At 31.1% G+C, this 21,843-nt stretch carries 27 protein-coding genes and 1 pseudogene; 17 read left to right on the top strand and 11 right to left on the bottom strand.

Annotated features, from left to right (window positions below; all coding sequences use genetic code 11):
* Positions 1-223 precede the first annotated feature (223 nt).
* On the top strand, positions 224-523 hold the full coding sequence (locus M4L39_RS13295) for a hypothetical protein (protein ID WP_277582437.1): 300 nt from the start codon (positions 224-226) through the stop codon (positions 521-523).
* 78 nt (positions 524-601) lie between these two features.
* Positions 602-814 (top strand): hypothetical protein, encoded by a 213-nt coding sequence (locus tag M4L39_RS13290; protein WP_002508713.1) that lies wholly within the window; start codon positions 602-604, stop codon positions 812-814.
* A gap of 87 nt (positions 815-901) precedes the next feature.
* Here M4L39_RS13290 and M4L39_RS13285 read toward each other — a convergent pair.
* Both M4L39_RS13285 and M4L39_RS13280 read right to left on the bottom strand, forming a co-directional pair.
* Positions 902-1,000: pseudogene (locus M4L39_RS13285) on the bottom strand (hypothetical protein); the annotation flags it as partial.
* 96 nt (positions 1,001-1,096) lie between these two features.
* Positions 1,097-1,411 carry a PhzF family phenazine biosynthesis protein gene (locus M4L39_RS13280; RefSeq protein WP_277582436.1) on the bottom strand — a complete coding sequence of 105 codons (315 nt, stop codon included), beginning with the start codon at positions 1,409-1,411 and terminating at the stop codon, positions 1,097-1,099.
* A 189-nt stretch (positions 1,412-1,600) separates the two neighbouring features.
* Between M4L39_RS13280 and M4L39_RS13275 the strand changes: the two genes are divergently transcribed.
* The 10 genes from M4L39_RS13275 to M4L39_RS13230 all read left to right on the top strand — a co-directional run bounded on the left by M4L39_RS13275 (position 1,601) and on the right by M4L39_RS13230 (position 10,131).
* Positions 1,601-2,395, top strand: coding sequence for an SDR family oxidoreductase (locus M4L39_RS13275; protein ID WP_145395617.1), 795 nt, complete (start codon positions 1,601-1,603; stop codon positions 2,393-2,395).
* 23 nt (positions 2,396-2,418) lie between these two features.
* Entirely contained in the window at positions 2,419-4,302 is a 1,884-nt protein-coding gene (locus M4L39_RS13270) for a BglG family transcription antiterminator (RefSeq protein WP_277582435.1), read from the top strand.
* A 3-nt stretch (positions 4,303-4,305) separates the two neighbouring features.
* Positions 4,306-4,779: a transcriptional regulator GutM gene (locus tag M4L39_RS13265; protein WP_277582434.1), complete on the top strand. Its 474-nt coding sequence runs from the start codon at positions 4,306-4,308 to the stop codon at positions 4,777-4,779.
* Positions 4,763-5,314, top strand: coding sequence for a PTS glucitol/sorbitol transporter subunit IIC (gene srlA, locus M4L39_RS13260; RefSeq protein WP_277582433.1), 552 nt, complete (start codon positions 4,763-4,765; stop codon positions 5,312-5,314). Before M4L39_RS13265 ends, srlA begins: the two co-directional genes overlap by 17 nt.
* A 10-nt stretch (positions 5,315-5,324) precedes the next feature.
* Positions 5,325-6,341: a PTS glucitol/sorbitol transporter subunit IIB gene (srlE, locus tag M4L39_RS13255; protein WP_277582432.1), complete on the top strand. Its 1,017-nt coding sequence runs from the start codon at positions 5,325-5,327 to the stop codon at positions 6,339-6,341.
* Between the two features lie 21 nt (positions 6,342-6,362).
* Positions 6,363-6,713 carry a PTS glucitol/sorbitol transporter subunit IIA gene (locus M4L39_RS13250; RefSeq protein ID WP_145395614.1) on the top strand — a complete coding sequence of 117 codons (351 nt, stop codon included), beginning with the start codon at positions 6,363-6,365 and terminating at the stop codon, positions 6,711-6,713.
* 12 nt (positions 6,714-6,725) lie between these two features.
* Positions 6,726-6,893 carry a hypothetical protein gene (locus M4L39_RS13245; protein ID WP_277582431.1) on the top strand — a complete coding sequence of 56 codons (168 nt, stop codon included), beginning with the start codon at positions 6,726-6,728 and terminating at the stop codon, positions 6,891-6,893.
* A 264-nt stretch (positions 6,894-7,157) separates the two neighbouring features.
* Positions 7,158-7,709, top strand: a complete 552-nt coding sequence (locus M4L39_RS13240) for a recombinase family protein (RefSeq protein ID WP_277582430.1) — start codon at positions 7,158-7,160, stop codon at positions 7,707-7,709.
* 10 nt (positions 7,710-7,719) lie between these two features.
* Positions 7,720-8,541, top strand: a complete 822-nt coding sequence (locus M4L39_RS13235) for a MerR family transcriptional regulator (protein ID WP_277582429.1) — start codon at positions 7,720-7,722, stop codon at positions 8,539-8,541.
* Positions 8,542-8,631: 90 nt separating this feature from the next.
* Entirely contained in the window at positions 8,632-10,131 is a 1,500-nt protein-coding gene (locus M4L39_RS13230; protein ID WP_277582428.1) for an MFS transporter, read from the top strand.
* 283 nt (positions 10,132-10,414) lie between these two features.
* Here the strand turns inward: M4L39_RS13230 and M4L39_RS13225 are convergent, their stop codons facing one another.
* Genes M4L39_RS13225 through M4L39_RS13210 form a run of 4 tightly spaced genes read right to left on the bottom strand, consistent with a single transcriptional unit; the run spans position 10,415 to position 13,701 of the window.
* The gene (locus M4L39_RS13225; protein ID WP_277582427.1) at positions 10,415-11,176 is read right to left on the bottom strand and encodes a glucose 1-dehydrogenase; all 762 of its coding nucleotides are present in this window, start codon (positions 11,174-11,176) and stop codon (positions 10,415-10,417) included.
* A 25-nt stretch (positions 11,177-11,201) separates the two neighbouring features.
* Positions 11,202-11,957 (bottom strand): SDR family NAD(P)-dependent oxidoreductase, encoded by a 756-nt coding sequence (locus tag M4L39_RS13220; RefSeq protein WP_277582426.1) that lies wholly within the window; start codon positions 11,955-11,957, stop codon positions 11,202-11,204.
* A complete protein-coding gene (locus M4L39_RS13215) occupies positions 11,950-13,230 on the bottom strand; it encodes an MFS transporter (protein WP_277582425.1) in 1,281 nt (426 codons plus the stop codon). The genes M4L39_RS13220 and M4L39_RS13215 overlap by 8 nt, the downstream gene beginning before the upstream one ends.
* A gap of 27 nt (positions 13,231-13,257) precedes the next feature.
* Positions 13,258-13,701, bottom strand: a complete 444-nt coding sequence (locus M4L39_RS13210) for a MarR family transcriptional regulator (RefSeq protein WP_277582424.1) — start codon at positions 13,699-13,701, stop codon at positions 13,258-13,260.
* 164 nt (positions 13,702-13,865) lie between these two features.
* On the opposite strand from M4L39_RS13210, the gene M4L39_RS13205 reads away from it, so the two are divergent.
* A complete protein-coding gene (locus M4L39_RS13205; protein WP_277582423.1) occupies positions 13,866-14,318 on the top strand; it encodes a GNAT family N-acetyltransferase in 453 nt (150 codons plus the stop codon).
* A 173-nt stretch (positions 14,319-14,491) separates the two neighbouring features.
* Here M4L39_RS13205 and M4L39_RS13200 read toward each other — a convergent pair whose 3' ends face one another.
* Positions 14,492-15,487: a YeiH family protein gene (locus M4L39_RS13200; protein WP_277582422.1), complete on the bottom strand. Its 996-nt coding sequence runs from the start codon at positions 15,485-15,487 to the stop codon at positions 14,492-14,494.
* Positions 15,488-15,613: 126 nt separating this feature from the next.
* On the opposite strand from M4L39_RS13200, the gene M4L39_RS13195 reads away from it, so the two are divergent.
* Positions 15,614-16,435, top strand: a complete 822-nt coding sequence (locus M4L39_RS13195) for a LysR family transcriptional regulator (protein WP_277582421.1) — start codon at positions 15,614-15,616, stop codon at positions 16,433-16,435.
* Positions 16,436-16,678: 243 nt separating this feature from the next.
* On the opposite strand, the gene M4L39_RS13190 is transcribed toward M4L39_RS13195, so the two are convergent.
* Complete coding sequence (locus M4L39_RS13190) at positions 16,679-17,233, bottom strand: TetR/AcrR family transcriptional regulator (RefSeq protein WP_277582420.1); 555 nt, start codon at positions 17,231-17,233, stop codon at positions 16,679-16,681.
* 153 nt (positions 17,234-17,386) lie between these two features.
* Between M4L39_RS13190 and M4L39_RS13185 the strand changes: the two genes are divergently transcribed.
* A complete protein-coding gene (locus M4L39_RS13185) occupies positions 17,387-18,064 on the top strand; it encodes an SDR family NAD(P)-dependent oxidoreductase (protein ID WP_277582419.1) in 678 nt (225 codons plus the stop codon).
* Between the two features lie 327 nt (positions 18,065-18,391).
* Here the strand turns inward: M4L39_RS13185 and M4L39_RS13180 are convergent, their stop codons facing one another.
* Positions 18,392-18,736, bottom strand: coding sequence for a winged helix-turn-helix transcriptional regulator (locus tag M4L39_RS13180; protein WP_277582418.1), 345 nt, complete (start codon positions 18,734-18,736; stop codon positions 18,392-18,394).
* 114 nt (positions 18,737-18,850) lie between these two features.
* Here M4L39_RS13180 and aldA point away from each other — a divergent pair, with 114 nt between their 5' ends.
* Positions 18,851-20,275 (top strand): aldehyde dehydrogenase, encoded by a 1,425-nt coding sequence (aldA, locus tag M4L39_RS13175; RefSeq protein ID WP_277582417.1) that lies wholly within the window; start codon positions 18,851-18,853, stop codon positions 20,273-20,275.
* 18 nt (positions 20,276-20,293) lie between these two features.
* Positions 20,294-21,211: an AEC family transporter gene (locus tag M4L39_RS13170; protein ID WP_277582416.1), complete on the top strand. Its 918-nt coding sequence runs from the start codon at positions 20,294-20,296 to the stop codon at positions 21,209-21,211.
* A gap of 131 nt (positions 21,212-21,342) precedes the next feature.
* Here the strand turns inward: M4L39_RS13170 and M4L39_RS13165 are convergent, their stop codons facing one another.
* Together M4L39_RS13165 and M4L39_RS13160 are read right to left on the bottom strand one after the other, a co-directional pair.
* On the bottom strand, positions 21,343-21,435 hold the full coding sequence (locus M4L39_RS13165; protein ID WP_277582415.1) for a type I toxin-antitoxin system Fst family toxin: 93 nt from the start codon (positions 21,433-21,435) through the stop codon (positions 21,343-21,345).
* A gap of 227 nt (positions 21,436-21,662) precedes the next feature.
* Positions 21,663-21,821 (bottom strand): hypothetical protein, encoded by a 159-nt coding sequence (locus M4L39_RS13160; RefSeq protein ID WP_153672652.1) that lies wholly within the window; start codon positions 21,819-21,821, stop codon positions 21,663-21,665.
* Positions 21,822-21,843: the final 22 nt, after the last annotated feature.

Below are 21,843 nucleotides of genomic sequence, written 5' to 3'. Positions count from 1 at the left end.
ATAAACAATCCTTATTAAGATGAAATTTGTTTTTGAAACGATTAAGAGGCACCTTGGTCGACCAAGGCGCCTCTTTGATATGAATTCTACTAATAACCATATATGTAAACGATACCAAGAATGTCATTTATTAAACCTCAGTAAATTATTAGTGAGCAGAGTTATTGTTATTTTAAGTATGTATTATTACACTGTGTATGATGGGCATATAGGGGGGATAGTAATGGTTAACTCTAATAAAAAAGAAATAGAAATAAGCAAAACAAATGAAACACGATCCAATGAAATATCGAAAATGATTGAAGAGGGTGGTTTGGGCGCTGACCAGTATTACACTATAGACAAGCAGCAACCCAATCAAAAAATTTTAATAGAAAATATTGATCAATTCAAAGACGAAATAAGTCAAAAAGATAACGACGATTTAATTGATCTATTAATACTAAATGCTCAGGAAAACATCAACTCAAAAGGTAACCATGCTTTGATTATTATAAAAAAAGAACTGCTTAGCCGAATGTAATAAAAATGAAATTAAAAAAACTGAGATACCTAAATCTTTAGGTGTCTTTGCTATTCTAATAATAAGGAGAAAAAATTTATGAAAGTAAAAGACCAACAACCCTATATCTTAGATAATGAGCTAGGCTCAAGAGAAGAAGTTGAAATAGACGAGCAAAGAATTAAAGAATTAGAAGAATATGATGAGCAAGAAGATAAAAATCCTAATAATAAAATTATTATTTTTACAACTATACTGATATTTATTTTAACCATAATTTTATCTGTTATTATACAGACGAATAAAAAATAGATAAAGTCTTTAAAGTTAAAAACGATCGTTTTTTAATAATATTGTTGGTATAGATAGGTCAGGATCTAAATAAACATTTAAAGGTTCTTAATAAATTAAGAAGATGTTTTTTAAATGAACGATATGACAACGTCCTAACCCACATACTGGATCTTCTATCACGTCTAATTTCGGAGCAAAGCTTCTTGAAACGCAATCTACAACTTAACTTTGCGCACTTACTTGTAAAAGTAACCCATCTAACGCTTTCACTTTATTAATATTTGGTTGTAACGTGCTCACTTATTCTGTGTTGCGAAAAATACATAATAAATCTCTTCTTAGGTATACTTCTTTAGGTGTGACGCCCAACGCGTCAACCATCTCGTCTGTGACTTCAACCGATTTTAATTCATCATTTCTAGTCACATCTAAATCGCTATTCAATGTAGAGAGAATGACGGATTTCATATTTTGATCTATATAATTCATTAAAATATAAGGTGTAGTCAACGTTGCATGCCCACATAATTCAATTTCTCCACCAGGTGTAAACCATCTCAAATTATATTTTCCATTATTTTTGACTGTAAAAGCATCTACCACATATCGTTTCATATACTCAACTCCCTTAGTAATACGTTTTTATAATAATATAGCGTTACGCAGTACTAATTTATTGAAAGTATCATCATATTCTTCTATTATTCGTAACTTTTCCTAAATCTTCACAAATCTTTGTATTAATTATGTAAGCGAATACAAATATAATGAGGACAAATCAATTTTAGTAGGAGGATATCGTTTATGAATAGTTGGCTAGGTATAGAAAGTAAAATTATAATTGTTACAGGTGGAAGTTCAGGTATAGGCAATGAAATTGTTAATAATTTATTAGATAATGGCGCAGTTGTTTATAATGCGGATTTAAAAAATAGTGAAGTAAATAATGAAAATTATAATTTTTTACAAGTAGATGTAACAAATAGAGATATTGTAAAAAATGCTGTAGATGAAGTTTATTCAAAAGAAGGTAAAATAGATGTTTTAATCAACAATGCAGGGATTAATTTGCCACGTTTGTTAGTGGATGGTAAAGAAGAACATCCTGAATATGAAATCAATAACAAAGACTTGGACTTTATGTTTGATGTAAATCTAAAAGGACCTATTTGGTTCAGCCAAGCAGTTGCTAAATATTTTATTAAACAAAATCAGGGACATATTATCAATGTTTCCAGTGAAGCAGGTCAAGAGGGTTCTGAGGGGCAAAGTATTTATTCAGCAACTAAAGCAGCATTAATTGGTTTAACTAGAAGTTGGGCCAAGGAATTAGGTAGACACAATGTTAGTGTTGTTGCAATAGCGCCAGGTATTATTGAAGAAACTGGATTACGTACCTCGCAATATGAAGAAGCATTAGCGTATACTCGAAATACAACTGTAGATGAATTAAATGGGGATTATTCTAAATCTATCCCTTTAAAAAGGGTGGGTAAATTGAAAGAAATTGCTGATTTAGTATGTTATTTGAGTTCCAGCAGATCAAGTTATGTTACTGGTACAACAATTAATATTTCAGGTGGTAAATCCAGAGGGTAACCCCATAAAGTTAGGGGGAAATTATGAAATTAAGTGAGAAACATTTAAAAATAGTTGAATTATTGCTCAACGATAGCATGTCATTGGAAAAACTAACGTTTACCTTAGAAGTTTCAGAAAAAACTATTTTAAATTATATTAAACAAATTAATCATTACTTCGATAATTTAATTGTTATATCTAAATATAACAGAACGATAACGCTTTATATTAAACAAGAACAGAAATTTTTTAATCAATTTGAAACATTAGTAAGAAGCACTGAAGAAAGTAATTGCTCCAATTATAACGCAATGGTTGATATATTTTTTCAAATATTAAAAAATGATCCCATTACGATTGATGAAATAGCAGAGTATCATTTTATGAGTAAAACAAGTGTAAATAATTTGTTGAGTAGTTTAAAAGAGGAAATAGAGGAATACAATGTTTCAGTCATAGGAAAGCCTAATGTAGGTTTATCTATCGGTGGTGTTGAGTATGATATTCGAAAATTAATTATTGAGAAGTTTATACATCGTTATGACAATACTGAAATAGACCATGAATTATTTACTCATTTAAATAAACTTCGGGAAACGCTAAAGCTTGATGAGCAGTCGTACACTCGCTTTATTGTTTCAATAATGGTGACGATAGAGCGAATAGGCGAAAGTGCATTCATAGATAATGATATCTCTTTAGACAATCATATTTTCTCTTCAAATGACTATAAAGAAATAGTTTTTATTCGAGATTATTTAAATAAAAACTATAGAAATATTGATGTAGATAAAGAGATGATTTTAATCGTCATACAATTAATGGGAAGACGTGCATCAATATTAGACGAATTAATTTCATCCACAGATGAAGCACTAATTAATCGCGTAATTTCAAACACGATAGATGAAGTTATTGAAAGTTTTGCTATAGAAATAGATTATTCACTATTCACTAAAGATATACGGTTGCACATTAAACATTTAATTAATCGTATGCTTTTTGATATTAGATTGAACAATGAAATTTCTTATGATATGAAACAGCGTTTTCCATTTGCTTATGAGTTATCAAAAGTATTAGGTGAGAATATCACGAAAGAGATAGGTTTAGATGTTTCAGAACAAGAACTAGGGTTTTTAACAATATACTTTAGTATTTATTTGGAACAATTAGAACAAGAATTAAATGAAATTTCTAATATAGCGATTTTGACAGATTATGGATTAAGCACAATTAAGCTATTAAAAAATAACTTGTATAAAGTTTTTGGAGAAAACATCAGTATTACTACGATGGAAAAAGTAGAATTTAATGAACGAGTAGTAAATGATTATGAACTAATTATATCAACGACTAAAGAAAATAGACTATTTAATAGAGTGATCTATATAGAAGATGCATTTGATGAACAATTATTAAAGCTCAAAGTAGAACAATTTTTAATTTATAAGGATTTAAAAAGTAAAACTATTTTTAACAAAAGTGTCATTGTTGACTGCATGTCAGACACTGATTTGCATCATATAAAGGATCTACTTACTTATGAGGAAGTTATTAGGCAAATGGTAGATATTTTATATCACGAAAGTAAAGTTGAAGAGACTTTCAAAGCACATATTATCGAAAGAGAAAAAAGAAAATCTACAGTTAATAAAAGATTAGGTTTCCCACATGCAAGTCAAAATCAAGAGGGCATATATATTAAGGTCGCAATTTTAGAAAAGGGAAGTATTGATTATCCTGATTTGAAAATCGTTGTACTCATAGCTACACCTGAAAAGGTTGTTAATGAAGCATTATTAATTCGGACGTATGAAGAAGTATTGAATTTATCAACAAATGCCTTCTTAATTAATAAATTTTCACAAAAAACTACCTTTGCTGATTTTGCTCAAGTATTAAACCAAGAAATGAGGGATTAAGTTATGTTTTTCATCATACTCATCGTATTAGCTGCTGTTGGTTTCGTTGTTCAATATTTGTTGGGACTTTTACAAATAAAACATTTTACGAAAAATTATACAGATTTACGTAGTAAAGGACGTGTAGCAATCGGTAGAAGACCTGCTATATTTAAAGCCGGAACGTTAGTTTTATTTCAATTAAACGCGAAAAATGAAATTGAAGAAGGTCGTTATATGCAAGGCGTGACGGTATTTTCTAAGTTTCGTAAGTTAAAAGGATTAGAAGGTTTTAAACTAAACAAAATTACTGATACTGATTTAAAAAATTACAATAAATTATTGATCAAAGCAATATTAGATGCTCAGCATACACTCAATATCATTGATAAGGGTGGAGAAATTGAAAGAATTCCGTCACCTTTAATGAAAGCAGTTAAAAAGGTGAATAAATTATTTAAAAATGAAAGGGGTATGAAACATGGATTACATCGTTAAATTCGCAGAAGGATTTATAAAGTTATTCCAAACAGGCGCCGATACATTTATAGATTGGATGGGGACGATTGTTCCTTTAGTACTTATGTTATTAATAGCTATGAATACACTAATTCAACTTATAGGCGAAGATCGTATTAATACCATTGCACAAAAATCAGCACGTAACCCATTTATGAGATATTTAGTTTTACCATTTTTAGGATCATTTATGTTAGCAAATCCGATGGTTCACTCATTAGGGAGATTCATGCCTGAAAAATACAAACCGAGCTATTTTGCGTCTGCAGCACAGTTTGCGCATACAAGTAATGGAATATTTCCGCATATAAACCCAGCTGAATTATTTATTTTCCTAGGTGTAGCGAACGGTATCCAACAATTAGGTTTACCAACAACTGATTTAGCGGTGCGTTACTTACTAGTTGGTTTAGTAATGAACTTTATTGGTGGTTGGATTACTGATTTCACAACAAGTTACGTAGAAAAACAACAAAAAGTTAAATTAAGCAAAGAAATAAAATTAGAAGGTTGAGGTGAAAAAAATGAGTAAACAAGTAGAAGTCGTAAAAGGTTCTGGAGGATTTGGTGGCCCACTAAAACTTGGTGTAGAAGGCCAAAAGAATAAATTAGTTTATATAACTGGGGGTCATAAGCCCTCAGTTGTTGATAAAATAGCTGATATTACAGGGGCAGAGGTTGTTAACGGTTTTGAGACATCGGTTCCAGATGAAGAGATAATGGCAATTGTTATAGATTGTGGTGGCACATTAAGATGTGGAATTTATCCTAAAAAAGGCATACCAACTATCAATATAATGGCGACAGGTAAGAGTGGGCCGTTACGTCAATATATCACTGAAGATATTTACGTTTCTAACATAGATGAGGGGCAAGTATCAGAAGTGTCAGAAACAAATGAAGAACCTTTGATCGCGAGTTCAAGCCAAGAAGTGGATAAACCATCTGAAAAGTCAGGAAGTACTTATTCTAAAGATAAAAAAATTATGGAAACACGTGAAGGAGAAGCAAACAAGTCATTCTTAACTAAAATTGGATTAGGTGCTGGTAAGGTGATAAACACATTTTACCAAGCTGCTCGTGATGCTGTAGATACAATGCTACATACTATACTTCCATTTATGGGGTTTGTAGCTTTATTAATTGGTATTATCCAAGGATCAGGCATAGGTGATCTTTTCGCACAAATCATGTCGCCCCTTGCAGGAAACATATGGGGGCTATTAGCTATAGGGTTCATTTGTTCATTACCATTTTTAAGTCCCTTACTTGGACCAGGTGGAGTTATTGGTCAAGTGCTAGGTACATTAATAGGGGTTGAAATTGGAAAAGGAAACATTCCTCCTAACTTAGCGTTACCAGCTTTGTTTGCAATTAACACACAAAATGGAGCTGACTTTATCCCGGTAGGTTTAGGACTAGCAGAAGCAGAAACAAAAACGATTGAAGTAGGCGTTCCATCTGTTTTATATTCAAGATTCTTGAATGGTATGCCACGTGTATTTGTAGCTTGGCTCGCAAGTTTTGGTCTATATAAATAAAATAAGGAAGGGGTTTTAAAATTGTATAAAACGTTAGTAAAGAAAATTGGGCAAGATGCTGGAGCATTTGAAGAAGAAAAAATGGTCATATTATTTGGAGACAATGCTCCTAATGAATTAGCAGATTACTGCTACATTATTGAAGTGCAATCTGTTGAAGATAGTATTACTGAGGAACAAAATTTTTATATAGATAATACAGCATTTGATATTACCAAAGTAGGTTCAGCAGTTAATAAAAATTTAAATGATTTAGGTCATATCACAATCAAATTTGATGGTAGTACAGTGGAAGAGCAATCTGGCACACTATATGTTGAAGATAAAGATATTCCAACCATTAAAGAAGGTTCAGAGATAGTAATTAAGTGATTTTAAAATGAATTGCTTAAAGATAGCATAAAAAAAATATTAGCAGTGTCATTAGGTGGAGTATTATTACATCAAGCACCTACTAAACAGCCAACACAGCAAATTCAAAGAAAAGAACAGGAACAACCTATAGATAATAGTGAAAAAGAGGTAATAGAAAGACAAATAAAAAAGACTTAGATTAATTTCTAGGTCTTTTTTATTTGTCTTTAAAAGATGGATTTTACAGCGTCCCAAAATCGTTCGTTTTTGACACAAAACCTCTTAACTTAATAATAAGAGGTTTTTCTTGGATATTTAAGTCTATAAACTTGTGTTATAATCAATGTATTATAAATATCAAAAATCATGAGTTTTAAGACGATGAGAGACGCGTTTATTTGCATCGAGAATTAGATTTCGTTAATAAGTGCCCATAAAACGATTAAAAGAGGTGGTATTCAAATGGCTAAAATTGGTTATGCACGTGTATCAACACAAGATCAAAGTCTTGATGGACAGATAGATACACTTGAGGAATATGGTTGTGAACGTATCTTTAGCGAGAAAGCGAGTGGTCGTAAAACTAAAAGAACGCAACTTGATAAGTGTTTAGATTATTTACGTGAAGGAGATATCCTAGTTATCTATAAACTAGACCGTCTTGGACGTACAACGAAACAATTAATTGAGTTATCACAATGGCTAGATGAAAACAGCATTGATCTACATATTATAGATATGAACGTATCGACTAAAGATGCGATGGGCAAGATGTTCTTTACCATGATGAGTGCATTCGCTGAACTTGAAGCTAACTTATTAAGTGAACGTACGAAAAAAGGGTTGGAAGCTGCAAGAGCAAGAGGGCGAAAAGGTGGCCGTCCTTCATTGCCAGATTATAAGAAAAGAGAAATTAAATTTTTATATGATGAGCAGAAGCTCACAGGTGAAGAAATTGCAAACAAAACTGGAGTCAGTAGAAGTACTGTTTATAGAATAATAAAAAAAGTATAAGGAGATTAAAATGAACTTAAGAGAGACTTTATTTACAACAGGAGAATTTTCTAAGTTATGCGGTGTAAAAAAACAAACACTTTTTCACTACGATCAAATAGACATTTTAAAACCTGAATATAGAAACGAGAAAGGCTATCGTTATTATTCTCTGCAACAGTTAGAGATTTTCAGTGTGATTGATATATTAAAAGATTTAGAATTATCACTTTCTCAAATAAAAGCATTTTTAGATATTAGATCTATACCAAAAACAATTAATTTATTAAATTCTAAAGAAAAAGAGATAGATTTAAAAATTGAACAAATGGAAAGGCAAAAACTATTTATTCAAAATAAAAGAGATTATTTACAATTATCTTATGAAGCTGATTATTCCTCCATTGAAATCGTTGAGTTAACTGAAAGATATTATTTAATTAGTGAAAATATAGGTAATATAACTGTAAAGTCTTCTTCACACAAATTAATGGCTTTCATAAATTATATAAAAACAAATAATTTAGATTCAGGTTATCCTATTGGGGTAATTATCAAAAAGAACAATATACAAAACGATAGATATAATGAGTTTTCAAATTTTTATATTCAAGTAGATAAAGATGTATGTGAAACACCATTAATAAGAGACAAAGCACTATATGTTATTGCCTATCATGAAGGACCTGATGAAACTTTATATAAAACACATAAAAAAATTAAAAATTATATGCAAATAGAAGGATTAAAAATTATCGGCGATAGTTTTGAAGAATACGCAGTTGATGAGATTAGTACAAACGGTCCAGATAAGTATGTCACAAAAATATCTATTCAAGTAGAAAAAGATTGATATTTTGCTCCTCACTATAAAATTATTTAAAATAACTTCTTGACTATATGGTAACCATATAGTCTATATTTTTATATTAGGGAGTAGGTGATGAGTGTGATTACAAAAAAGTGGATTATCTTATGTTTAGTTTCTAGCGCACTATTTCTGATAGTTATTGATATGACTGTCTTATATACAGCGTTACCAGTATTAACTCATGATTTACAAGCCACAGCAACTCAAAAATTATGGATTGTTAATGCTTATGCATTAGTAGTTGCAGGGCTGCTTCCTGGGCTTGGAACACTAGGGGATCACGTTGGTTATAAAAAAATGTTTTTACTTGGTTTAACTATTTTTGGAGGTGCTTCATTATTAGCAGCATACTCTACTACACCTAATATGCTTATATTAGCAAGAGTTTTTTTAGCTATGGGTGCAGCTTCAATGATGCCGCCAACACTTTCAATCATCAAATTAACTTTTACAGATTATAAAGAACGTGGATTAGCTTTAGGAATTTGGTCAGCTATAACTGCTGCTGGTGCGGGGATGGGCCCAGTTATAGGTGGGTTACTATTAGAAAAATTTTCATGGCCTTCAGTATTTATTATTAACATTCCTGTGGTCGTAATTGTCCTTATTTTATCTCAGATTTTGATACCTAGCTATCCTACTAACAAAAATGGAAAATGGGACTTTGTGAGTTCGTTACAAATAATGTTAGGGTTAATTAGTATTGTTTTCGCTATAAAAGAGTTAACTAAGCCTGAAAATAATATTACAATAGTACTTCTATCATTTATTATAGGTCTTATTACTATGATACTTTTTGTTAAAAGGCAAAATAAGTTAAAGCACCCATTGATTAATTTGATTATATTTAAGAATTTCAATTTTACTGGTGGAACTATTGTAGCTGTTGTAACAGCTTTTGTATTAATGGGCTTTGAATTTATTTTATCTCAAAGATTACAACTTGTTTTAGGGTTAACTCCTTTAAAAGCAGGATTAGCTATAATGGCCATGGCGATGGCTTCACTTGTAGGCGCAATTTTAGTTGGAATTATATTAACGAAATATAGAATATTAAAACTTCAATGGATTATGCTTTCTTTAGCATTTTTTGGAATTCTCATGTTTTATTGGGTTTTGAATGCCAATTTAACTATTCAAGTTATGATTTTAATAGTGTTAGGATTTGGTTTAGGCGGTGCTATGACTCTAGCTTCCAATGCTATTATGTCTAACGTAGACGATGGAAATGCTGGTATGGCGGCCTCTATAGAAGAAGTTTCTTTTGAGTTTGGAGGATCTTTAGGCATAGCTGTTTTAGGAGGTTTATTTTCTGCTTTTTATAGTTTGTTTTTTGATTTTAGTAATACATCAATTGATACATCTAAAGCCCAAGGCAGTTTAGATGAAACAATTATTCAAGCAGAAAAACAACCTTCACATATAAATGAGCAATTAATTAATGCTGGAAAAATCGCTTTTGATGATGCTTTTTCACTAATTATAATAATAAGTATATTGTCACTAGCATGTACTATAATTTTATTAATGTTATTGGACTTTAAACAGAAAAAATTATCAAATATTAATTAAGAAATTCTAATTTAGTGGATCCAAAAGAGAATAAAAACCAATTATTTTCGCATATAACTTATATTATTTAGACTTTCATTAAGATAGAAAACAACGATCCAATAAGTATTGGATCGTTGTTTTCTAATCACATCTTTTAATTACTTTCTATTGTCGTTTCTATTTTCTGGTAAGATAATAAGCGCAATCTAACTAATAATAACTGGTACTACAATATTACTAACAACCGTAAACATACTTATACTGACAAAGTTATCCATGTAGAATAACTGAAAATAAAATCTTATTCTGCTGTTTCTCCGCCATCAACAGGAAGGTTAACACCTGTAATAAAAGAGGATTGATCAGAACATAACCACACCGCGGCGCTTGCTTGTTCATTTGGTACACCCATACGTCCCATTGGAATCCCTGACTCAAAAGCTTTCGCTTGATCTGCTGATTCTTGACTCCAACTTTCAACAGCCGCTGTCCTAGTCATTCCAGGACAAATTGAGTTAATACGTATATTTTGTTTACCAAATTCTAATGCAGCACTTTTAGTTAAACCATTAACCCCGTGTTTAGCAGAAATGTAAGGTGTTAAACCAGGTGTACCAACTAAACCTCCTGTAGATGCTGTATTAACAATTGCGCCTCCACCAGATTCAAGCATAGCTGGTATCTCATATTTCAAACATAAAAATGTACCTGTTAAAGTAACATTTATTACACGTTGCCAACTCTCTGTGTCAATTTCTGTTACTGGAGTTGTTGGAGCACCGATTCCTGCATTATTATGTGCCCAATCCAATCTACCAAATTGTTTAACAGTTTGATCGACTAAATTTTTAACATCTTTTTCGTCAGCTACGTTACACTTAATAAATTGGGCTTCTCCACTTTCCTCTTGAATGAGTCTCACAGTTTCATATCCTGCATCTTCAGAAATGTCTGAAACGACAACTTTTGCTCCTGCTTTCGCAAAGGCAATAGCACTTGCTCTACCAATCCCATTACCTGCTGCTGTTACAATACCAACTTTATTTTCCATTAATTGTTCCATTCTTTATCACGCTTTCTTTATGTTATTAATATAATTTAATACTACCGCCATCTACCATCACTGTTTGTCCAGTAATATATTGAGAATCTTTACTTCCTAGAAATACAGCGACTGGTCCAATATCCTTTTCAACGTCTCCAAATTTTTGTAGAGGAATTCCTTGGACAACTTGGTTATAATATTCTGGGTTATCTTTTCTCCATTGATCAACACCTTCAGAATAAGCAATAGGGGAAATAATATTAGCATTGATACCAAATTCTCCAAACTCATTTGCGATAACACGAGTTATGCCACGAATAGCTTCTTTAGCCACAACATAAGACCCTTGATTTTTGTCTCCTTTTACAGCTGCGCCAGGACCAAAATTTATAATGTTCCCTTGTGTTTCTTTTAAATGAGGAATTACCATTTGGCATAAATAAAATGTCGCATAAAATCCCGTATTAAATGACAAATTCAAATCATCTTCCGTAATATTTAAGAAACTATTCATACGAGACGCATGGGCATTATTAATTAATATGTCAATTTGTCCATAAGTTTGAATAGTACGATCTACACACGCTTGTAATGATGCTTTGTTACTTAAATCTGTTTTTATAAATAAAGTATCATTACCTTGGTTGTTTAATTCTTGGCTTAATTTCTGTCCTTTTTCTTCAGCAATATTAGCAATAACAACTTTCGCATTTTCTTTAACGTAAGCTCTTACAATTCCAGAACCTATGCCTCCTGCGCCACCCGTTACAATTGCAATTTTATTATCTAATCTAGCCATTTAAATTACCTTTATTTTTAGAATTCCAATAGCCTTCTTTAACAAGTTTTTCTTTATTTTTAAAAGCCAAAATAATAGCAATGATATTAACCACAAATAGTAAAATAATAATAATAAGGCCAGTTGTATAGCTACCAGAAATATCATATATAAATCCATAAGCTGGTAAAGCCACAATAGATGCAAGAGCTAAGCCAATTGATGAAGTGGAGTAAATTTGACTATAGTCTTTACTTCCAAATAATGCCGAAGCCATTGCTGGCGCTATTGTTCCAATCGATGAAGTGAACATACCAAATAAGAATAAGGCAACAGCTACTACCACAATAAAATCAGGCATAGCAATCAATAAAATAGTGGAGATTAGGCCTAGTATCATAGCCAATAAACCTACTTTTTTTGCGCCAATCTTGTCTGTTAGATAACCAAATAAAAGTGAACCAACAAAAACCCCTACCATAAGTGCAGACATCATTGCGCCAGCAATACTAACTTTTTGTCCATGGTTAACAAGGTAAGTAGGAACGTGCATTGTAAAGCTTGATATGGCAGTAATAATGAAGAAAAAGAGGCCTAATAAGAAAAAAGCTGGTGTTTTTTTGGCCGTATTATATGCAATACCTTCAATGTTTTGTGTTTGTTTATGAGGATCTATACCAGTACTTGTATCTCCATAAGCTTTTGTATTTTTATCCTTAGGAAAATTACGGATTAATAATAAAATGATAGGCGCAACGATAATAAGCACACCTATACCTGTAATAAAATATGCATTTCTCCAACCAAATTGACTAATTAAAGCACCTATAATAGGTTGTGCAAATACACCAAGTAATCCTCCAATCGCTGATAAAATTCCAAGCGCAATCCCTTTACCTTTACTAAACCATCTTTCAATTAAAATAGGACCACCTATTACGGTAATGAAAACACCACCAATAGCGAGTGGTATAGCTAAGAGATACCATCCCCAAATTGAGTTCATTAAACCAAATAAAGCGAAGGCACCTGCTTGTAAAACAATGGCAACAAACAATACTAAACGTGCACTATATTTAGATAATAGCTTTCCTCCAAATGGAAGAAACAGCAAAGTAACGATCGAAGAAATACTTAAATAAATCGTTAAACTGCCTACACCTACATTTAAATCTTGGGAGACAGGAGATAAAAATAAACCTGCTGAATTATTTAACGCTGCTTTACCTAACCCTACAGAAATACAAAGTCCCATTAATATTAACCACGCAAAATGTAACCTTCCTTTATGCATTTAATCCACCTCTAAAATTCAAAATGTTTATCTCCTTTCTGTATTTAAATGTTTTACACGTTCAAATAATTTCTTTTGTATACCTAATAGTTGTTCAACTTCTTCAGTATTTAAAACAGAATAAACTTCATTTCTCATGTTTTGCCCTTGCTTTTGGGCTTCTTCTAAAACATCTAACCCTTGATCAGTAATTGTAATTAAAATGATACGTCGGTCATTTTCTTGTTGCTCTCTAACTATATAGCCTTCCTTTACAAGTTTGTTCGTTAATTTAGTAATAGCTCCAGAAGTATACCCTAGAGAAAGTGCAAGAGACGAAGGTTTTTGTGGTCCCTCCTCTTTTAATTTAGATAAAGCCAAGATCTGTGAAATGTTAACGTTCATATCAAATTTTTTCATAAAAAGTGTCATTGTAGCGTCATTAAACAGTTCGACATTATGAATAAGTTCAAAAAAATTATTGTTTTCCATAATTGCTCCTTTCCCAAAAATTATTATGATGTTAATATACCAGTAAATGTCTTCCTGGTAAAATATTTAACGGTATACTAATTTTGTAATATTTATAAATTGAAATCATGCTAAAAAGAAACACAAAAATATAATAAGTGCCAGGGAGTATCTAAGGAGGAATTATGAGTATTTATATAGAAAGTATTGACGCATTTAATATAAATGAAGTTAAAAATTTAAAAATAGCCAAGAAACAAGTTAATTTTATAGAAACAATAACAGATTGTTTAAAGGAAGCTAAGAAATCTTCACAGTGGCATCCAGTAGCAATTTATAAAGATGATTATGTCGTTGGATTTGCGATGTATGGTTGCTTTGGGGAAAATAAAGAGACGTGGATTGATCGAATTCTTATTGATGAACAACATCAACGTAAAGGATTTGGTCGAGCAGCTATGAAGTTATTGATAAATTTAGTTTTAAATAAATATAATATAAAAATAATATATTTAAGTATTGTTAAGGAGAATGATATTGCACGGACATTATATGAAGAGTTAGGGTTTCATTATACATTTATAGATGATTTAAATGGGGAGTTAATATTTAGATATAAACAACACCAAGGATTTTAATATTGATAAAGAACTTTTCATCCTAACTCACATAAATAAGATAAATGAAAAACATTATATTCATAATTCAATCCCTCAAAACCTACATCCAAAGATTTGAGAAATTGAATTACTAAAGACTTTTTTCAACTTTATATAGATGTTTATATCAATTTTTTTAGTATACTTATAATCTAACCATAAAAGCACTTCGCAACGATAAATGTTACAGTTGATAAACAAAAAGATACAATAATGACAACTATTAATGGTTTGAAAACACGATCTTTTAAGTCTTTAAAGGAAACATTTAACCCTAATGCAACCATTGCCATCAATAAGCATATAGTCGTGACATTATCGATAATTTGCATAACCATGTGTGGCAATGGCACATAAGTATGGAACAGTGCCATTATGACAAAACCAAGTAAAAAGTAAGGTACATCAATACGTTTTTTTTCGGTCTCGCTATGCGATTTTATTCTCATAATTAGAATTAAAATAATACTCAGAGGTATTAATAAAAACACACGTCCCAGTTTTCCTAACAATCCAACACTCAAAGCTGCTTGACCTGAGAAATCCGCAGCAAGAATTACATGTGCAATTTCATGTAAACTTGTGCCTGACCAGACCCCAAATACTTCAGGAGATATTGTAAAAATAGAATATATCACAGTATATGCAAGTGAAAATATAGTGCCAATAAGTGCGACAATCCCGATACTAATCGCAGAATCTTTTTCTCTAGATTTTAATATTGGAGATATTGCTGCAATAGCAGCCGCGCCACATACCCCAGTGCCAATACCTAATAATAGAGTGAGGTGTTTATCTCCTTTAATGTATTTATTTAGTAACAACATTAATCCGATACTAAAAAGGATGACTCCAATATCGATTAATAACAAACCACTACCTTTTCCAATCACATCATAAATATTTAACTTTACTCCATATAATATAATAGCTAATTTCAGTAAACGTTTAGATGAAAAGGCGATACCAGAACGATATGCTTCAGGATAACCCTTAAAATGTCTATATAGAATCGCAATCAGTATAGCAATTGTTAAAGCACCTACCTTATCTAAAAATGGTAACTTTGAGCCTAATAAACTTATGACAGCAACGATAAATGTGAATAATAAACCATAAACAAATGCTTTACTTTTTAAGGGCTTCACTTTTTAACTCCTCCTTTTATCAAAAGTTTAGCATCGCAAAACTATAACTTGAAATAAATATTAAGTATATAACTCATAACAAATTTGATATAATAGAGGTAACTCAAATGTCAGGAGGCCTAGTTAATGGATCCATTAAAAGTTCTAACTGAAGTAGTTAAAATGAAAAGCTTTACTAAAGCTGCAGAAAATTTATACACTTCACAGCCGTCAATAAGTCGTGATATTAAGCGATTAGAATTGGAATATGATGTAAAAGTTTTCGAATTCAGACATTCTCAAATGTCTTTAACGAGTGATGGGGAGAAACTATTTCAATACGCTTTACAGCGTGAGCATTTAGAACAAACCTTAAGACACGATTTGAAAATGCAGCCTGATAAGATTTCTGGAGATCTAAGGGTGGGGAGTAGTTATACATACGGTGAATATCGATTGTCACAACACCTTACTGACTTAGCTAAAAAATACCCTGAATTATATATTCATGTGCATTTAAATAATTCTGACACAGTATTACAACATATTAAGAATAACATTATCGATTTAGGTATAATCGAAAAAGAGGTTCAAAGCAATATCATATACAGTAGACGTATTGCTCAAGATGAAATAGTGTTAGTTCGTAAAAAATCATCAACTCCAAATAAATCAATATGCTTTATCAGAGAACGTGGATCAGGTACACGAGTTTACCAAGAAAACGCATTATCACAAATTAATTCATCACCTTATTTAGTAGAAATTAATAATACAAATCTAATTAAAAATATGGTCCATGCCGATAACGGCTTTTCTATAGTCTCTAAATCTACATTAACGCCTTATGATTTAGACAAACTAGAAGTGATAAGCTTAGGCATCAAACGTTATTTCTATTTAGTCATACATAAAGATAAGTATATTGATACAAATCTTAATGAAGTAATCAAAAATTTGGTTTCATAAATTTTGGTTTTTGTATTATTTATTCTAAATTCAAAGCACGTTCTAGTGACAATCTATTTTCAAATAAAGTAATCTTTCAACGGAGTTCTAAAAAGTACTTTAATGGTATTGCTAAAGATACTCCCCCCATAAATGTTCTCCGTTCAGATAGATGATATAAAATCATTACTACATTATAGTTATTTGTATGCTATGTGTTAAGGATGCACCTTATATATGCAATTAAGGTTACATAATATAAGCTTAAATTCTTTCAATTATGAATAATGCAATTTTCCTAGATAATTCTTCCTTTGCCTTTGTGTTATTACTACAAGTTAACTGTAATGCACCCTCGTGAATCATTTGTGCAAAAATAGGAACAAATATTCCTTTTTCACTATCTCCATAAACGTCTTTCAGACTGTCTGATAAAACAATGTTCAATTCTTTTAATATTTTTTCTTTCATTTGAGGTAAGACTAGCAAAGCGTAGCTACTTCGACATTCAACATTAGGTTCTTGATAAAAATTATGAACTGCTAAAATAAGTTTACTTATACTTTCTTGGTTAAATATCATAGCGTTTGAAACATAATTTTCAATAGAAACTGTAGCAAAGTCTTCCATGATATAGTCTATTAGGTCATATTTATCTTTAAAGTGCGCATAAAAAGTAGCTCTGTTTACTCGAGCTACTTTTGTTATATCTGCTATTGTGATTTTCTCAAAATCTTTTTTATTAACTAAACTAAAAAAACCATTAATTAATGATTGTTTCGTATGTGTCGTTCTTAAATCTTTTACTTTTTCTGCCATTTATATCTTCTCCATTAAACAATTTAATCTTCTTGTTGCTACAGCAACATTTAACCATAGTTTGTTGATTGTTATATTATTTTATTGGCTGTATATTTTAATTAAAGCAACATAGAGTTGCTTTAATATATCATAGACAAGGAGCTACTTAAAATGAAAACAATTGCTATTGTAGGCGCAGGTACTGGATTAGGATTATCCCTAGCTAAGAAATTTGGTGATGAAGGGTTTAAAGTAGCAGCTATATCTCGAAATACTGAAAAATTAAAAACTATTCAAGAAGAGCTTAGTAACTTAAATATCGAGTCGAGGACTTTTGTAGCAGATATCACAGACTTAGAATCATTAAAAGAATCTATTCAAACAATTAAATATGAGTTTGGTTCGATTGATGTAATAGAATTTAGTCCTTATGCAAAAGAAGGTAAATTTACAAATATATTAGAAACTACGCCACAAAGCGTATCAGAAATGTTGAAAACTTATCTGTTTCCATCAATTCAGTTAGTTAACGAGGTGTTGCCAGATATGATTAATAAAGGAAGTGGAGCAATCTTATTTACAACAGGGGTATCTACAATGTTTCCTTTACCTTTGGCTGGAGATGCTGGAATTATAGGAGCTGGTCTTCGTAATTATGCTGAAAACCTCTACAATGAAATGGAGGAAAAAAATATATTTATCAGACATCTTTCAATAGGTGCAGTGATAGAATCTGGAACAATCGGTGATCCAGATTCTATTGCAGATACTTGGTATAATTTATACAATAAAAAAGAGCAATTTGAAGAAATATTCCCGCAAGGTTTTAAACAGTCTGATATTTCCTAATTAGTGTCACGCACTTAAATGATAAAATTGCTATTAATTTAATGATTTTGCATTTCTATCATTCATGATGTTATAACAAAACCAACAAAATTATATACTTTATGCGCCCCCCCTTGACATTACTTGTATCGAGGGGTTTTTAAGTGCAGTTATGATTGCTGCTCACTTATACTAATACATTAAAAATAGTAGAACGATACAACCACTGACGACTACGGTCATGATGTATAAAAGATATTTGTCATTTTATATTTTAGTTTAATCAGTCAATAAGTACATTTGAAATGTTATATTTCGAATTACACTTGTTCTTATATTCATATCTTTTCATTGTGTTTCTTTTTCCTCATAATTGTATAAATAAATCCCCCATTTATATAATTCTTCTACTAATGGTTGTAAAGATCTTCCTAATTCAGTTAGTTTATAATCTACTTTTGGCGGCATAACTGGATAAATTTTGCGTGTAACAAGTCCATCTTTTTCCAATTCTTTTAGTTGATTAATTAATACACGTTGGTGTGCACTAGGAATAGCTTTTTCAATTTGATTTAAGCGTAATGGTTCTTCTCGTAATAACTCCCATATAATCATAAGTTTCCACTTTCCGCCAATAATATTTAATGCAAGTTCCTTTTCACAATTAAAACTTTGATTTTTAAATTCTATCAATTTATTCAATCCCCCTCATAATCAATACTGTTAAATTAATCAGTACATCATTTTTAACACTGTATTTACTTAATATTACGTAAGGACTATATTATAACAAAAGGAGGTCATTATATGAATAAATTATTTATAAATGGTCAATTTGTAGAAAGTGATTCTATAAATCAATTAGAAGTTATTAACCCAGTTACAGAAGAAATAATTAATACAGTTACTTTAGCAAACGAAAATGATACTAAAAAAGCAATCAACGGTGCTAAAGAGGCACAATTAAAATGGGAAAAAGTCAATATTGTTAAAAGAGGTAAAATTGTTCATGAATTAGCTGAGCAATTAGAAAAAAATAAGAATGACTTAGCTGAAATTTACGTTGAAGAACAAGGGAAGCCACTCTATGCAGCCATAGGTGAAATAGAAAAATCTATTGAGTATATTAACTATATGTGCAGTTTAGCTAGAAAAAATAACGGAGAAGTTTTACAAAGCGAAGTGGAGAATGAGACCATTATATTAACTAAAAAACCTGTAGGTACGACTGCTGGTATCATTCCTTGGAATGCACCTATTTTTGTACTAATAAGAAAATTAATTCCAGCTTTGGTTACAGGTTGTTCTATTGTTATTAAACCAAGTGAAGAGACACCATTTGGTGCATTTAAAATTGCTGAATATATTCAAGAAACAACAATACCTAACGGATTAGTCCAAATCATAACAGGAACTGGATCTGAAGTAGGTAACTTATTATCACAGAGTGAAAAAATCGATCTTGTTTCTATTACAGGAAGTACTGGTGCAGGTAAATCGGTTATGGCAAGCGCAGCAAATAATGTAAAAGGAGTTAACTTAGAGCTTGGTGGTAAAGCGCCTGCGATTGTTACAAAAAATGCTGATATTGAAAAAGCAGCTAGTTATATTGTACAAGCAAGAATTAATAACAGCGGCCAAGTATGTACATGTCCGGAACGTATCTATGTAGCCAAAGATATCTTTGATGAATTTATAACACTCGTTAAAGACAAAATGAATAAAGTTCAACCTGGAGATCCCTATGATAAAGATACGACAATGGGTCCTATTATTAATCATAAACAATTAGACTCTATAAACGAAAAAGTACAAACTGCAGTAGCTGAAGGTGCCACAATAGAATTAGGTGGACACATCATAGATAGAAAAGGATTTTTCTATGAACCAACAATTTTAACCAACCTTTCCAAAAATTCTATAGTTATGAAAGAAGAAATTTTTGGCCCTGTACTTCCAATCGTAAGTTTTGAAAACTTTGAAGAAGTATTAGATGAAGCAAATAATTCTGATTATGGCCTTTCTTCTTATATATTTACAGAAAATCTAAAAGAAGCGATGTTAGCCAGTGAAAGACTAAAATTCGGCGAAGTTTATGTTAACTGTGAAGCTGAAGAAGCTATTGTTGGTTATCATGCAGGATGGCGTCAATCAGGACTTGGTGGTGCAGATGGTATAAATGGTTTTGAAGAATATTTAAATACAACCGTAACCTATATTCGTTATGAGTAGGTTAGGGGATTCATTAGTATGATTACTACAGTTATAGATCAATGTTTAATACTATTAATATTCCTCATCATTGGTTTTCTATGTAGCAGAAAAAATTGGATTCATAAAAACCATATGAGCAGTTTATCGAATTTATTAACTAATATTGTATTACCAGCAGCTATATTAACTAGCTTTAACGTTAATATAGCTGCTTATAATTTAAATTTCTTTGTTACAATCATTTGTATCAGCTTATTCTTAGTAGCTTTTCCCTTTCTTCTTTCTAAGTTGCTTGTTTCCTTCACGCACATGGAACTAGCACTGAAAAAGGTATGGATTGGCTGTTGCACGTACTCAAACATACTATTTATAGGTATTCCTATTATAGGTTCAATATATGGTGGAAAAGGATTATTTATACTAGTTATTTATAACACAATATCAAATTTATTTTTATTTACATTGGGTGTTAAACTATACAAAAACGATGTTAACTTTAAATCTGTTGGTTTATCATTATTAAGTCCTGCCCTTTTAGCTTCTTTTCTAGGCATACTACTACTAATACTAGGCGTTTCACTGCCTAAAACATTAGCTACTGCGCTAAATGAATTAGGCAATATGACTGCACCTTTATCTATGATTATTACCGGTGCTTTATTTGGATTAATCAATATCAAGAAATTTATAGTCTCTAAAAACATCTATCTCTTTTGTTTTGTACGCCTTATCGTGATACCTGGTCTTGTATTTATAATCTTAAATTCATTTATAGCAGATGAATTAATTTTAGGCGTCATAGTTCTTTCAGCAGGTATGCCTGCGGGCGCGACCAATACATCCTTAGCAACAATATATTCTGACAAGGGGCCTGAAACTTCGCAATATGTCGTTATGTCTTCGATATTATGCATCATAACATTGCCTATTTTAATGTATATATTGTCATTATAAAATTACTGCTTTGCATTCCCACACACTATGATGTTATAATGTGATTAACAAAAAGTAGTTCCATTGGAACACCGAACCCCCAACCTACTGGAATAGGTTGGGGGTTCTTTTTGGTGGGCTATGTCGCCTTATTATTTATTGCGGTTGTTTAGCCAAAACGTAAAAACCGCAATTATGCATCCTGAAACAACAGGTGCAATTATACTAACAAAAAGTAGTTCCACTGGTCTCACCTCCTTCCGTCGAATATATCGCCGGAAGTTAAGACGACTCTGTTATTATATCATTTGTGAAAGTGTAAGCATATTCACTTCCGATAAGTTGAAATATGTTAAATAGAAATTAAGATACTTAATACCAGTACCTATTACAGTATACTATCGTTAATTTGGTGTTTACAGAAATACCATGTTACTATCACCATCTTCAACACCTATATATTTCATAATATTTATTCAATACATTCTAAAATATGAATATAATTTTTGATAGCTTTTTCAGCTATATTTTGCATTGATTTGCCACTTGAGACAGACTCAATTTTAAGTAATTTATGTAATTCTTTGTTCACTTTAATCATTTTATATTCTGTTTTAATTTCTTTTTCCATTTTGAATAAACTCCTTAAAGTC

The sequence above is a fragment of the Staphylococcus equorum genome (assembly GCF_029531845.1).
GTDB lineage: Bacteria > Bacillota > Bacilli > Staphylococcales > Staphylococcaceae > Staphylococcus > Staphylococcus equorum_C.
Note: the sequence above shows the minus strand (reverse complement) of the source record. Positions and strands in the feature narration are given on the sequence as shown.

Excerpts from the sequence above, each read along its gene's own strand:
- M4L39_RS13295 (WP_277582437.1), top strand. The coding sequence starts at position 224 with ATGGTTAACTCTAATAAAAAAGAAATAGAAATAAGCAAAACAAATGAA.
- M4L39_RS13290 (WP_002508713.1), top strand. The coding sequence starts at position 602 with ATGAAAGTAAAAGACCAACAACCCTATATCTTAGATAATGAGCTAGGC.
- M4L39_RS13280 (WP_277582436.1), bottom strand. The coding sequence starts at position 1,411 with ATGAAACGATATGTGGTAGATGCTTTTACAGTCAAAAATAATGGAAAA.
- M4L39_RS13275 (WP_145395617.1), top strand. The coding sequence starts at position 1,601 with ATGAATAGTTGGCTAGGTATAGAAAGTAAAATTATAATTGTTACAGGT.
- M4L39_RS13270 (WP_277582435.1), top strand. The coding sequence starts at position 2,419 with ATGAAATTAAGTGAGAAACATTTAAAAATAGTTGAATTATTGCTCAAC.
- M4L39_RS13265 (WP_277582434.1), top strand. The coding sequence starts at position 4,306 with ATGTTTTTCATCATACTCATCGTATTAGCTGCTGTTGGTTTCGTTGTT.
- srlA (WP_277582433.1), top strand. The coding sequence starts at position 4,763 with ATGGATTACATCGTTAAATTCGCAGAAGGATTTATAAAGTTATTCCAA.
- srlE (WP_277582432.1), top strand. The coding sequence starts at position 5,325 with ATGAGTAAACAAGTAGAAGTCGTAAAAGGTTCTGGAGGATTTGGTGGC.
- M4L39_RS13240 (WP_277582430.1), top strand. The coding sequence starts at position 7,158 with ATGGCTAAAATTGGTTATGCACGTGTATCAACACAAGATCAAAGTCTT.
- M4L39_RS13235 (WP_277582429.1), top strand. The coding sequence starts at position 7,720 with ATGAACTTAAGAGAGACTTTATTTACAACAGGAGAATTTTCTAAGTTA.
- M4L39_RS13230 (WP_277582428.1), top strand. The coding sequence starts at position 8,632 with ATGAGTGTGATTACAAAAAAGTGGATTATCTTATGTTTAGTTTCTAGC.
- M4L39_RS13225 (WP_277582427.1), bottom strand. The coding sequence starts at position 11,176 with ATGGAACAATTAATGGAAAATAAAGTTGGTATTGTAACAGCAGCAGGT.
- M4L39_RS13220 (WP_277582426.1), bottom strand. The coding sequence starts at position 11,957 with ATGGCTAGATTAGATAATAAAATTGCAATTGTAACGGGTGGCGCAGGA.
- M4L39_RS13215 (WP_277582425.1), bottom strand. The coding sequence starts at position 13,230 with ATGCATAAAGGAAGGTTACATTTTGCGTGGTTAATATTAATGGGACTT.
- M4L39_RS13210 (WP_277582424.1), bottom strand. The coding sequence starts at position 13,701 with ATGGAAAACAATAATTTTTTTGAACTTATTCATAATGTCGAACTGTTT.
- M4L39_RS13205 (WP_277582423.1), top strand. The coding sequence starts at position 13,866 with ATGAGTATTTATATAGAAAGTATTGACGCATTTAATATAAATGAAGTT.
- M4L39_RS13195 (WP_277582421.1), top strand. The coding sequence starts at position 15,614 with ATGGATCCATTAAAAGTTCTAACTGAAGTAGTTAAAATGAAAAGCTTT.
- M4L39_RS13190 (WP_277582420.1), bottom strand. The coding sequence starts at position 17,233 with ATGGCAGAAAAAGTAAAAGATTTAAGAACGACACATACGAAACAATCA.
- M4L39_RS13185 (WP_277582419.1), top strand. The coding sequence starts at position 17,387 with ATGAAAACAATTGCTATTGTAGGCGCAGGTACTGGATTAGGATTATCC.
- aldA (WP_277582417.1), top strand. The coding sequence starts at position 18,851 with ATGAATAAATTATTTATAAATGGTCAATTTGTAGAAAGTGATTCTATA.
- M4L39_RS13170 (WP_277582416.1), top strand. The coding sequence starts at position 20,294 with ATGATTACTACAGTTATAGATCAATGTTTAATACTATTAATATTCCTC.
- M4L39_RS13160 (WP_153672652.1), bottom strand. The coding sequence starts at position 21,821 with ATGGAAAAAGAAATTAAAACAGAATATAAAATGATTAAAGTGAACAAA.